The following is a 12,070-nucleotide window of genomic DNA, read 5'->3' as shown; positions in this document are numbered from 1 at the left end:
CACCACAACCTCAACTACGCGTCACCAAAACAACAATACTATCCCAGTCACATGCCCGCAGTGTGTGTCGAGTCCCATTGCAACGCCCACCCCCCCCCCACCGCATTCGTCCGTGAAGCCGGACCTGGACGAGAACTGGACGAGACCTGGACCGAATCCGGACCGGACCTGGACCCGATCCCGCAGCCGTCACGCCTTCGGCAGCGTTATCCCCAGCTCCAGCATCGCCGGCGAGGCCGGCCCGCCCTCGGAGCGCTCGGTCTTGTACCCCTTGACGCCGGGGGCGACCGTACGCGGGTCCACGGCCTCGGAGGGGGCGCCGGTGGTGTACAGGCCCTCCGGGTCCTGGTCGCGGTCGTGCGGCAGCAGCCAGAAGACGCGGCGGCGGAAAGTGCCGGAGGCCCGGGAGGACTTGGCGTCGGGGCCGAGGATCGCGTAGCCGACCATGCGGCCGTCGCGGTGGTACGCGGGGCGGCCGCGCCGGGTGGTGAGCCGGTCCAGCGACTGGCGGACATAGTCGAGGTCGGTGGTGTCCTCGAGCCAGACGAGGTCGGTTTCGTGGGCGAGCTCGGCCGGGTCGATCAGCGCGCTCACGCGTTCTGCTCCTCTGTGTCGTCGGTGATCAGGCCGATGCCCGGGTAGTACTTGCGGCTGTTGGACAGGACCATCTCCTTGGGAGAGGTCATACCCAGTGTCTCGCGAACTCGTGCGGCGAACGCGCGGCCGGATACGGGATTGGCTCCCTCGAAGCCGCACCAACGGGTGTAGGCGCCGAAGAGCTGGGCCTGTTCGGCACGCATGCCCTCCCCTGTGATGCAGGCCTCCTTGAGGAAGCGGCCGACGTGGTCCTCGGTCTCGGCGTACGCCGTGGTGGCGGTCTGGACGGCCTGGGGACCGGCCAGGTCCTTCTCACCGGCGAAGTAGCGGCGGGCGCCGTCGATGAGCCAGGCGAGGATACCGGGGCCCTCCTCGGCGACGAGGACGTGGGCCAGGTTGTCGATCTTGCGTTCCTCGGGGACGACCCGCTCGAACGGGATCAGGCGCATGCGGCGCCAGAAGGCGAACCCGCCGGTGCCGACCTCGGGGCGGTGGTTGCCGAGCAGCCAGAGCTTGTGGGTGGGCTCGAAGGAGAAGAAGTCCTGCCGCATCCGGCGGGCCTTGATCTTGTCGCCGCCGGTCAGCAGCTTGACCCGGGCCTCGTCGAAGCGGTCGCCGGGCTTGAGCTCGGAGCAGACGATGATGCGTCGGCCGTGGAGTTCGGCGAGGTCGGTGGGGTGGCCGTCGAAGGTCTTGGCCATCAGGAAGCCGGGCGGGGCCGCGTCGGCGTAGTCGCCGAGCAGCTGGATCATGACGTCCAGGAGGACGGACTTGCCGTTCTTGCCCTGGCCGTAGAGGAACGGCATGACCTGGGCGCCGACGTCGCCGCTGATCGAGTAGCCGAGCAGCAGGTGGAGGAAGTCGCGGGTCTGGCGGCCTTCCTTGTCGTCGCCGAAGGTGTCGGTGAGAAAGCGGTCCCAGCGCGGGGTGGGCATCCGGGCGGGGGCGAGCGTGGTGGAGCGCGAGTGGTGGTGGACCTTGGGGTCGGGCGGGACGATCGCGCCGGTGCGCAGGTCGACGACGCCGCCGGGGGTGCACAGGGCGTAGGCGTCGGCGTCCAGCAGGGAGGCGTTGAGGACCATGCCCGGGGCGGACTTGGCCTGGGCGAGCATCGCGTTCATGCCCGAGGTGGACAGGGCCCGGCGGCGGTGCCGGCGCAGGTCGGTGTTGGTGTAGAGACCGCGGGGGTCGTGGGTGGCGACGCTCTCGGCCATCTCGCCGGCGGCCCACAGGACGGTGTCGTCCTCGTCGAGCTGCCAGCGGTGGGTGGCCCAGCGGTACCAGCCAATGCCGGGGACGTGGCGGTAGTCGCGTCCGTAGAGGTGGACGAAGAGCTTGGCGTTGCCGCGATCGGACAGGGAGTCGGGCAGGAGGCCGTGCGGGCTCGCCTGCGGGCCCGCCACGGGCCGGTCCGAACGGGACTGGTCCGGATGGGCCTCAGGCTCCCCAGGGGCCTCCTGGGCCCTCCGGGGGGCCTCCGGGCGCTCGACCCCGGAGGCCCCCTTGGAGCGCCTGGCGGGGGCCTGTGGGGCCTCGGCGGGGGCGGGTGTGTCGAGGAGACTCTCCTGGACCGCGGTGCCGTGCCAGGGGGCCTGCGCGGGCCCGGGGACCGGCGGGTAGTACTCCAGGATCTGCTGGGCAGCGGCCACGGGGTCGAAGACCGTCCTCTTGCGGGGGCTGTCGCTCATCCTCGCGCCTTCCCGATGTGCAGGGGCTGCCGGGCCCCGGCCGCGAGGCCGGAGCGGATCACGGCGGAGCTCTGCCGGTCCTGGGAGGGGCGGGCCGTGCGAGCGGCGTCGGCGAGCAGTTGCTCGGCGACGGCGTGGGTCAGGTGTCCTGCGGAAACGAGGCCGCCCACGGTGAAGGCGGCACGGTTGAGCTTTCCGGTGAAACCGGCCCCCTCGGGGACGGTCGCACAGTCGGTGACGTCCTGGAGGACGGTGTCGAGGACCTTCTCCGCACCGCGCTTCCCGCCGCCGGCGGCGACCACGGCCTGGCGGGCGCGGTCGGGGACGGAGGGCTGCAGGGTGCCGGACCCGGGCATCCCGGGCTGCTGGTTCGGGCGGTCCTTGAGGTGGCCGGTGCGGATGAGTTCCTCGGCCAGCCACTGGGGGAGCGGGGCGGGGACCGTCGCACCGGCCAGCGGGGTGTAGCTGCCACCGGTGGTGACGGTGCTGGGAGCGACGATGTAACCGCCGTGGGCACGGACGTCGACCTGCCAGGCGAGGGCCCGGCCGGGGGAGGAGCCGGTGGAGCAGGTGAAGCGGTGCTGGGCCTCGTCGCGGTACCAGATGTGCAGGCCCCCGGAGGGAGTGCGTACCCGCAGGGTCGCCGTGTCCTGGGACGGGTCCGGGGCCTGGCGCAGCGCGGCGAGCAGCGCGAGGGTGTGGTAGCCGTTCTCCAGCCCGTCCAGGTTGACCCCGTCGTGGATCGGGATGCCCGGCAGCAGGCGGTCCCTGGCAGGGACCTCGGTGGCGTGGCTGTCCACGTCGATGACGACCAGGCCGGCCGGGCCGCAGGCGACCCCGGTGCCGAAGCCCGGGTTGACCCGCCACCAGGCGCCGAGCAGGTCCTGGTCGGTGGTGGCGGCGTGGAAGCCGTGGCACCAGCGACCGACCCGGTGGCACGGGCAGTCGGTGGGGGAGTGCGGTGATTCCTGGCAGGGCTGGCAGTTCGCGGGCGGGGTTTTGCGTCCCGGGGCCAGCGGATGGACCGGCCAGCCCTGGGCGGCACACCAGCGCGCGACGGCCAGTGCGTCCGGCTGACGCTCCGTTCGGTCGCTCCCCACGGCCATCGGCGCCGTCACGCTGGTCCCTTCCCCGTTGGTTCAGTAGCTGCTGAAGCCGCTTCGGTAGCTCAGTAGCTGTCCGGACTTGAGTCGCTCATTCAGTCGCTGAGAGCAAAAAGCCAGGTCAGAGCACTGGCGGGTGCCGGATCAGCGACTGAAGCGACCGAAGTCCAGAAGATAGCTCACACAGACTAGCCGAGCGAGCACATACGGTCCCGGACTGCAGGTACTTGTGGGGAAACTGAGCGACCGAACCCTGGGGGAGCGACCGAGTCGCTTTGGTCGCTGTTCTCGGTCCACTGACGTTTCCGCAGGTCAGAACCGATTTTCCCAACAAACAGCGACTGAAGCGACTGAAGCCCGGGTCTATAACGCACACACGCACATGGGAATGTCTTCATATACCCAACCTTGAGTCGCTTGGGTCGCTGAGGGGGTGGGTACATGGCCTCTGACCTGGGATTTTGTCCAGCGACTGAAGCCCAGCGACTGAAAGCTACTGAGTCTCTCGGGGCCCAGGGCCCGGCGTGTCGTGGCGCCGGGTGCAGGTCGAAGCTGCCGGTTCGGTCGCTTGGGTCGCTTCAGTAGCTCCGAGGCGTCTGGGGCTCCCCGGGTCGCTGGTCGGCCCAGGCCGAGGGGCTCGGAGCCAGGGTCAGTCGTCGTCCAGTTGCAGGGGCACTTCCCGAACTGGGTCGCTTCGGTCGCTTGAGTCGCTCGTTCGCTGTCACCCGGGAACGGTCTTCTGCCTGTCAGCCCTGGTGAACGGGCGATCGCCGGGGAGCGACCGAAGGCCGGCGACTGAAAAGCCGCCGAGCGACGCTGCTGACGCAGCTACTGAAGCGACCCAAGCGACTCTGGGCGGGACATGCCGCTGCCCGTGGGATCTGGGTGAGTGGGTGGGGGCGGGTTTGGGAACGGCGTCATGCGTAGGGCCCTCGGCCCTACAGCCTGTGTCAGTGTCAGTGCGGCCCACTATGGTCGGCGCATGGGTCATGCAGCAGACGTCCGGATTGCCGCCGGGGCCGAGGAGAGCTGGTACCTGGAAGCGGTGTTCTCCCCGGGGACACGGCTCGGAAGGCGTCCCGATGATCCGACGATCTTCGTCCAGGTCGTCGAGGTGAGCGAAGTGACCACGATCCGCGTCCCCAGCGGCCGTCTCGTCGTCGACTCACCCTGGCCGGAGGATGACGACCCGGAGCTGACGGTGCGGGTCGCCCGGGAACTGGCGGAACGGATTCCGCCAGGTACCTACCGGGTGGAGGCCGCTTGGACGCAAGCGCCGTACGAGTTCATGGGCGAGCGTTTCGACGGCCGGGAGGTAGCCGCTGTTCGCCTCTGCATCGCAGAGGCCCCCGTTGTGAGGTGGGAGCTTGCCCTCGGGGTTCGGGACGACATCGCGACGATTCGTCCCGAGGACCGGATCGGGTTCAACTCGGAGACGAACATGGGGAGCTTCTCCGATGCCGCCGCCTGGCCCGCACTGACCGCTCCGTTCCGCGAGTTCTGGCGAGGAATCCGGGCCGGGAACCGGCAGCCCCGTGAGACGGAGGGTCTTCTCGACGACTGTTTCGAGCACGCGAGCGATGAGGGGCACGGAGCGGACCTGGTGACCTTCCCTGCCGAAGGACCCTCCGTCGTCTGGCTGGGGCGCACAGCGAGCGGGGCCATCGCCTCGGTCGCTGTGGCCGATGGATATCACGTGTCCGACCGGATTCCTCCGCCCTGAGATGCCGGCAGGCGGGAACGGGCGCCGCTGCCGGGAAAACGGTGCGACGGTCGTACCCTCCATCGTCTCGAAGGCCAGGGCCGGAGGTGGGGGTTTCGGGGGAGACCGCGTGCAGTACCGTCGACAGGGCCATCCTGGTGTCCCGGCTGGTCCCGGCCGGTCCCCGGCCGGAGACGGCTGTCCTGCTGCACGGTGAGGTGTCCCCATCAGCGAGAAGAGCGGATCGGCGCTGGCCGGATGGCTGCGCGGTCTCGACGCACCCGAGTTGGAGCGGGTCCTGGCGGCTCGCCCGGACGCCGTGGCGGCTCCGGAGCCGCGTTCGGTCGGTGAGCTGGCGGACCGTCTCCAGCGCCCGGCCTCGGTGGCGCTGGCCCTGCCCCGACTGCCGCTGCCGTGCCTCCAGGTGGCGGAAGCCGTCGCCGCGGTGGCCCCCGCCTCGCGCGACGAGGTGGCGGGCCTGCTGGACGCGACGCAGGGGGAGCGTGCCCGCGGACTCGCCACCGCCCTGGAGGCGCTGGCCGATCGCGCGCTGGTGTGGCCGGGCGGCGACGGCCGGCTGCAGATCGCGGCGCCGCTGCGCAGCGCGTGGAGCTCGCCGCTGGGGCTCGACGCACCGCTGGCGCGACTCCTCGCGGGCAGCAGCTCCGACGAACTGGCCCGGATGGCGGCGAAACTCGGCGTCAAACCCGCCGCCACGAGGAAGGAACAGCGGCTGGCGGCGCTGGTCGAGCACCACAGCGATCCCGCCCGCCTTGCCGCGCTGGTGGCCACGGCGCCTGCGGCCACCCGGAAGCTGCTCGAACGGCGGGCCCAACAGGCCCCGCAGCGATCGGGCTTCATCATGTTCGGAAGCCCGCAGGCCGACGCCACACCGGCCGAACAGTGGGCGGTGGAACGGGGACTGCTGATCCGGGAGCGGTACGGGTACGGGCCGGCCCGGATGCCCGCCGAGGTGGCCCGCGCGCTGCGCGGCGCGCACTGGCACGCCCCGTTCACCCCCGTGCCGCCGGACGTGCGGACAGTGCCCGTCACCGCGGCGGCGCTCGAACGGGAGGCCGCGGCCGCCGCGATGGCGTTCGTCGGCCACGCCACCGCCGTCCTCGGGACGTGCGCCGCCGCCCCACTGGCGCGGCTCAAGGCGGGCGGGGTCGGTGCCCGCGAGCTGGCCCGGCTCGGCAAGGCGGCGCAGTGCGACGAGCTCGTGGTGCGCCTCGTGGTGGAGACGGCGGCTGCGGCCGGGCTGCTGGCCCGGGACGGCGACCGGGTCGCGGCGACCGCCGCCTACGACACTTGGGCCGCAGAGGAACCGGCCGAGCGGCTCGCCGTGCTGCTCCGGTCCTGGTGGGCGCTGCCGTTGACCCCCGGCGGGAGCCGCGACGAGGACGGGAAGGCCCTACCGGTGTTGGCCGCGACACCCCCGTGCGCGGGCTGCGTCCAGGCCCGGCACGGACTGCTCACCGCGGCGGCGCAGCTCCCGACCGGTGAAGGCGCGGCGAACCCGGCGGACCTGGGCGCACTGCTCGGCTGGTTCCGTCCGCTCGCCGACGAACTCCACCAGGACGCAACGCCGTTCGCCACCCTGATCCGGGAGGCGGAGCTGCTCGGCGCACTCGCCCTGGGTGCGGTGTCCCCGCTCGGGGCCGCCCTTTCGACAGGCGAGGGCGAGGGCGAGGGCGAGGCCGACACCGAGGCCCTGGGCGACGCCTGTCGCCGGCTGCTGCCCGCCGCCAGCGGGACCGCCCGCTTCGGCAGCGACCTGACGGCCGTGGTCGCCGGCACGCCGTCGGCGCACTTGCACGCGCTGCTGGACTGCGCCGCGGACCGGGAGAGCGCCGGTGCGGCCTCCGTCTGGCGGTTCAGCCCGGGCAGCGTCCGCCGCGCCCTCGACGCGGGCCTCACCCCGGACGCCCTCGCGGCGGACCTGGCCGCCGTCGCCGTCGAACCGCTGCCCCAGCCGCTCTCCTACCTGATCCACGACACCGCACGCGGCCACGGCCGAGTACGCGTCGTCGCCGCGGCCTGTGTGATCCACGGCCAGGAGCCCGCGCTCCTCGCCGAACTGGCCGTCCACCGCAAGCTCGCCGAACTCGGCCTGCGGCAGCTGGCACCGACGGTGCTGATCAGCCGGACCCCACCGGAGCGGACCCTCGCGGCCCTGCGTGCCGCAGGCTACGCCCCCGTCGCCGAGGAGCCCGACGGGACGGTCCGCATCGAGCGCGTCCGGCAGCACCGTGCGGCGGGCGCCGTGCCGTCCGCGCGCCGGTCCGGCGGCGGCGCCCGCTCGCGGCGGACGGGCACCCGCACCGTGCAGGCCGGTACCCGCACCGCGACGACGGACGCGCCGGTCGACCTGCGGGCCCTCGCCGCCCGGCTCCGCGATGCCCCGCAGGAGGTGCCGGGGCGGCCCGACCCGGACGACGGCCGCCCCTACGCCGGCGACACCGAGGAGATCATCGCCGGGTACGCGCGCAACCTCTCCGCCACCGACGTCCGTCAACTGGCCCACGCCGTCGACGAGAAGCGGGCCGTCACGATCGAGTACGTCGCCACCTCCGGCAACACTACCGTCCGCACCCTCAGCCGGCTCGACCTGGACGCCCCCTACCTCCACGCCTGGTGCCATCTGCGCGACGACGAGCGGGTGTTCACCCTCTCCCGCATCCACGGGGTGATGCCCGCGTAGCCCGGCGGCGGCGAGGGCGTTGTGTGTGCGCGGGGGCGGGCCTGGATCAGCCGTGGCGGCGCAGGTAGGCCAGGACGGCGCGGACCCGGCGGTGGCCGCTGTCGCCGGCCGACAGGCCGAGCTTGAGGAAGACGTTGCCGATGTGCTTGTGGACGGCGTTGTCGGTGACGACCAGGCGTCAGGCGATGGTCGCGTTGTCGTGGCCTTCGGCCATCAGCGCCCTGACCTCGCGCTCGCGCGCGGTCAGGGCGTCGACGGGATCGCCGCGGGCGATGAGCTGGGCGATGACTTCGGGGTCCATGGCGGTGCCGCCACCGGCGACCCGGCGCAGCGCGTCGGTGAACTCGGCGATGCGGCTCACCCGGTCCTTGAGCAGGTATCCGATGCCGCCCCGGGCGTCGGCGAGCAGACGGCCCGCGTACTCCTGCTCGACGTACTGCGACAGGACCAGGACGGGAAGTCCGGGATGGTCGCTGCGGGCCCAAAGCGCGGCCCGGATGCCCTCGTCGCGGAAGGTCGGGGGCAGTCGTACGTCCACGATCGCGACGTCCGGTCGGTGGGTGTCGACGGCGTCGAGGAAGGCGGGGGCGTCGGCCGCGATCGCGACGACCTCGAAGCCCTGGGAGTTGAGCAGCAGTTCGAGCCCGGCGGACAGCGCTGTGCGACGACCCCGGCAACAGACGGGACACGTGAGCGTCGGCCCATCGTCAACCCGGCTGGTGCGGCGGGCGATTGGCACGATCGTGTGACGCGGTGGTGCACCGGGCACCCCACCGGTGCCCGGTGCGCGAGGATCGGACCCGGGGAGAGGCCCGGGCACGGGCGATCAGGACGACGAGGAGGCGGTAGTGAAAGCGTTCCACCCCACCTTCGGCCGGCAGTTGTGGTCCCAGGGCCTGCGTGTTCTCCAGGTGTACGCGCTGCCGGACCTCCCCGAGGGATCCGCCCTGCGCACCCTGCTGGGCGACCTGCGCAAGTCGCTGGCCGGCTTCCCCGTGGTCCCGGTGCCCGACAACCGCGCGCACATCACCCTCGACATGATCACCTCCGTACCCGCCGACGCCGTCGGCGAGGCCGAACGCTGTGCGCTCGCCGACGGGTCGCGGGCGGCCGTCGCCGGCGTGGGGCCACTCGTCCTCCAGGCGGGATCGCCGCTCGCCTACCGCACCGGCGTACGGCTCGACCTCCACCCCGACCACCGACTCGCCGACCTCCAGCACCGGGTGCGCGCCGCGATCCACCGGGTCTGCGGCCCCGACTCCACCGCCTACCCGCTCGGCGTGCTCCACATGACCGCCGGGTACGCGGCTGCGGACCTCGACACCGACGAGCTGGCGCAGGTCGTCCACCGCGTCCGGCCCGGTCACGCGCCCGTCACGGTGCGCCGGATCGAGCTGATCGAGGTCTACTGGCGACGCGTGCCGGTGGACGGGGGAGATGCGGGCGCCGGGGCCGTCGGTTGGCAGATCTGCTGGGACACCGTCGCCGCCGTCCCGCTCGACGCCACGCCCGCCGCCGAGCAGCCGTCAGGACGATGAGGCGGGCAGCCGCCGACGTCCCAGGGCGTCGGTGTTCGCACCGTCGTCACCGAACCACTCGGGCACCGGCCGGGCGTCACCCGGGGCGAACCGGCACATGGCCAGCAGGCCCCACCGACGTTCCGTCGCGTCTGGGCGGGGGATGCCTCGTGACGTGCCTCTCGACCTGGCGTGGGCCGGGCTCCCCTTCGTACGATCCGGCCTCGGGCCAGGGGACACGGAAACCGCCTCAACGGCTGAACACGATCGGGCGCCGCCCCGGCGCCCCACACTACGCGGGGCGGGCGGCCAGGGACCACCGGGAGATGAGTTGCCGCAGCAGACCGCCCGTACGACCGTGGTCGTGCCGCCGGTAGCCGTAGGGCGAGCACCTGACGGGCGGAGCGGGCGGCAGGTGACCGCGGTCCCGATCGCGGCGCTGCGATCGGCGGACTCTCCCCGCGGTCGCGGGCTGGACACGGGGCACGTCGCGTTGCTGGCGGCCGTCGACGGACCCCTGCCCCCGATCCTGGTGCACCGTGCGGACCTGCGGATCATCGACGGGACGCACCGCGTCGAAGCCGCCCGGCAGCAGGGACGAACGGTCATCGGTGTCGAGTTCTTCGACGGCACGGCGCACGAGGCGTTCCTGCGCTCGGTCGAGACGAACACGCGCCACGGCCTGCCGCTCTCACCCGAGGACCGGCGTGCCGCCGCCGCCCGGATCCTCGGGACGCACCCGCAGCTGTCCGACCGGGCGATCGCAGGGATGGTGGGTCTCGGCGCCAAGGCGGTCGCGTCCCTGCGACGCCGTTCAACTGCGGCCGCGCCGCAGTCGGACACCTCGCAGGACGGCCGTCAAGACACCCCTCGGGACACTCCTCGGGACACCCGGATCGGCCGTGACGGTCGGGTCCGGGCGGTCAGTGGCAGGGAGGGGCGGCTGCGGGCCGCCGCGCTGATCGCCGAGGACCCGCAGGCGTCGTTGCGCACGATCTCCCGGAATGCCGGGATATCGCCCGCCACCGTCGCCGACGTCCGCAAGCGCCTGGCTGCGGGCCTGCCGCCGGTGTCCGGCACCACCGCGGACGTCGGCCCCGGGCCCTCCATCGCCGTCGTGCCGGACAGCCGTGCCGCCGACCGCCGCCGCGAGCGTGCGGTCCCGGCGTCGGCCCCGGCCCCCTCGTCGGTGCCCGGGCCCGACTCGCTGCTGGAGAGGCTCTTCCGCGACCCGTCACTGCGGCTGAGGGAGGACGGTCGCCAGCTCCTGCGGTTGCTGCGGCAGAACGCCGACGCCGAGTGGTCCGAGCTGGTCCCCGCCGTGCCCGCGCACTGCGGTAGCCAGGTCGGCCACCTCGCGCGCCAGTACGCCGCCGACTGGCTCGAGTTCGCCCGCCGGCTGGACGCGCGCGGCCGTTCGGAGGCCGACGCGACTACTTGAGGCTCTCGGCGACCCGGACGAGCTCCTGATCGGAGAGGTCGACGGGCGCGCCGGTGGAGACTGTGAAGGTGTACGTGCCGTCGAACCAGGTCAGTGAACGGGGCCCGAGGTTCGGGTCGGCGCTGGTGAAGGTCGCGGGATGACCCTTGACCACCGTGGTGGGGCGGCCGGCCGGTGCGGGACCGGCGCCGCGGGTCTGGCGGACGATCAGGGAGGCCCCCACCCCGGGCTCGGTGCCGACGTGGTAGCCGGTGGCCCAGTTCGGCCGGTCCTCGGGGAACGGCTCCAGGCCGGGGATCTGGGCCATCTGGTCCTGCGGATAGGGGAAGTAGTGGTCCGGGAGGTACGTCGGGAGGGCGAGGTTGCGGCCGTCGAAGTGGACCACCGGGCGGCCGGTGACGGCGTCGATCAGGGGCTTGTTCCCGAGGGGCGCCTTCAGGTGGGCCGTGATGCGCGCGTAGCCGCCCATGGGGTCGCAGAGCCCCGGCGGGTCCGTGGCCGGGACGGTGTGTTTGATCGAGACCCGCACCTTGTCCGGCAGCTCACGGACCAGGAGTTCCGGTTGCCGCTCGCAGCCCCAGCCGATGCTGAGGGTGAGGGTGCGTCCGTCCGCGCTCGCCAGCAACTGGCCGGTGGTCGCCCCTTCGTGGACCTGGTCGCCGGGAGATCCGGTCGCCCACACGGTCAGCGCGGCCGCGCCGCCCACGATCCCCACCACCGCTGTGACGACCGGCCACCCGCGCCGTCCCGATCGCGTCCCGGGACGCGTGCCCGACTGCACCATGTTTCCTCCCCAAGTCGGGGGAATGCTGGCTCCGTTCGTTCACGGAAGTCAAATGGATCCGACGCGGGATTCCGGCCGTTCACGGCCCGGTCGGATTCTCCGGAGCAAAATGGAGCACGGCGGACCGGCCGGCGCCGAGCAGCGGGCCCGCGCCGCCGCTCTGGGCGTCCCCGTGACGATCCAGCAGCCGCTGCTGCACGACACCGCCGTGGTCGAGCGCGGGTTCCGGGGCCCCGAGCGGGTGGCCGCGCTCTTCCCCGCCCGGGGCTGGATCGACCAGGGCGCGCTGGTGGCGGCCGGCTCGGACTTCCCCTGGGGCAGCAACGTGGCCGGCACCCACGAAGGCGCCTTCACCGTCCACTGCCCCTGACCGCCAGGGATCGCCTCGCACGGCATCACTCCTCGTCCGGCCCTGTGGCTGCGGCCCGGTCCTCGAAACCATCGAGGACCCAGCAGCCCCCCACAGAGGGGCACGCTTCACCAGCCTGTGGTGGAGCGCAGTGGAGACGACCGCCGGGTTGCCGGCGGTAGGCT

The 12,070-nt window shown here is 72.8% G+C and carries 9 protein-coding genes and 1 pseudogene; 5 read left to right on the top strand and 5 right to left on the bottom strand.

Annotation, left to right across the window (positions count from 1 at the left end):
• Positions 1-189: 189 nt before the first annotated feature.
• From ABTZ03_RS10120 to ABTZ03_RS10110, 3 genes are read right to left on the bottom strand one after another with little or no spacing between them, the layout of a single operon-like run.
• Positions 190-594: a DUF6009 family protein gene (locus tag ABTZ03_RS10120; RefSeq protein WP_350512420.1), complete on the bottom strand. Its 405-nt coding sequence runs from the start codon at positions 592-594 to the stop codon at positions 190-192.
• Entirely contained in the window at positions 591-2,285 is a 1,695-nt protein-coding gene (locus ABTZ03_RS10115) for a DNA primase family protein (RefSeq protein ID WP_350512419.1), read from the bottom strand. Before ABTZ03_RS10115 ends, ABTZ03_RS10120 begins: the two co-directional genes overlap by 4 nt.
• Positions 2,282-3,403, bottom strand: a complete 1,122-nt coding sequence (locus ABTZ03_RS10110) for a bifunctional DNA primase/polymerase (protein ID WP_350512418.1) — start codon at positions 3,401-3,403, stop codon at positions 2,282-2,284. The genes ABTZ03_RS10115 and ABTZ03_RS10110 overlap by 4 nt, the downstream gene beginning before the upstream one ends.
• A 967-nt stretch (positions 3,404-4,370) precedes the next feature.
• On the opposite strand from ABTZ03_RS10110, the gene ABTZ03_RS10105 reads away from it, so the two are divergent.
• On the top strand, positions 4,371-5,111 hold the full coding sequence (locus ABTZ03_RS10105; RefSeq protein ID WP_350512417.1) for a DUF4241 domain-containing protein: 741 nt from the start codon (positions 4,371-4,373) through the stop codon (positions 5,109-5,111).
• Positions 5,112-5,376: 265 nt separating this feature from the next.
• A complete protein-coding gene (locus tag ABTZ03_RS10100) occupies positions 5,377-7,794 on the top strand; it encodes a helicase-associated domain-containing protein (protein ID WP_350512416.1) in 2,418 nt (805 codons plus the stop codon).
• 46 nt (positions 7,795-7,840) lie between these two features.
• Here ABTZ03_RS10100 and ABTZ03_RS10095 read toward each other — a convergent pair.
• A pseudogene (locus tag ABTZ03_RS10095) lies at positions 7,841-8,449 on the bottom strand (response regulator transcription factor).
• A 193-nt stretch (positions 8,450-8,642) separates the two neighbouring features.
• On the opposite strand from ABTZ03_RS10095, the gene ABTZ03_RS10090 reads away from it, so the two are divergent.
• Together ABTZ03_RS10090 and ABTZ03_RS10085 are read left to right on the top strand one after the other, a co-directional pair.
• Positions 8,643-9,332, top strand: a complete 690-nt coding sequence (locus tag ABTZ03_RS10090; protein ID WP_350512415.1) for a 2'-5' RNA ligase family protein — start codon at positions 8,643-8,645, stop codon at positions 9,330-9,332.
• A 394-nt stretch (positions 9,333-9,726) separates the two neighbouring features.
• Positions 9,727-10,752, top strand: a complete 1,026-nt coding sequence (locus tag ABTZ03_RS10085; RefSeq protein ID WP_350512414.1) for a ParB/RepB/Spo0J family partition protein — start codon at positions 9,727-9,729, stop codon at positions 10,750-10,752.
• On the opposite strand, the gene ABTZ03_RS10080 is transcribed toward ABTZ03_RS10085, so the two are convergent.
• The gene (locus ABTZ03_RS10080) at positions 10,745-11,470 is read right to left on the bottom strand and encodes a hypothetical protein (protein WP_350512413.1); all 726 of its coding nucleotides are present in this window, start codon (positions 11,468-11,470) and stop codon (positions 10,745-10,747) included. The two genes, ABTZ03_RS10085 and ABTZ03_RS10080, sit on opposite strands and share 8 nt — an antisense overlap.
• Before the next feature lie 175 nt (positions 11,471-11,645).
• Between ABTZ03_RS10080 and ABTZ03_RS10075 the strand changes: the two genes are divergently transcribed.
• Positions 11,646-11,906 carry a hypothetical protein gene (locus tag ABTZ03_RS10075; RefSeq protein WP_350512412.1) on the top strand — a complete coding sequence of 87 codons (261 nt, stop codon included), beginning with the start codon at positions 11,646-11,648 and terminating at the stop codon, positions 11,904-11,906.
• Positions 11,907-12,070 lie beyond the last annotated feature (164 nt).

It is taken from the genome of Kitasatospora sp. NPDC096077 (genome assembly GCF_040303245.1).
GTDB lineage: Bacteria > Actinomycetota > Actinomycetes > Streptomycetales > Streptomycetaceae > Kitasatospora.
This window is presented reverse-complemented; position numbering and strand designations above follow the sequence as displayed.

Bases quoted from the DNA above. Each gene is read 5' to 3' on its own strand.
- ABTZ03_RS10075 (WP_350512412.1), top strand. From the start codon at position 11,646: ATGGAGCACGGCGGACCGGCCGGCGCCGAGCAGCGGGCCCGCGCCGCC.
- ABTZ03_RS10115 (WP_350512419.1), bottom strand. From the start codon at position 2,285: ATGAGCGACAGCCCCCGCAAGAGGACGGTCTTCGACCCCGTGGCCGCT.
- ABTZ03_RS10105 (WP_350512417.1), top strand. From the start codon at position 4,371: ATGGGTCATGCAGCAGACGTCCGGATTGCCGCCGGGGCCGAGGAGAGC.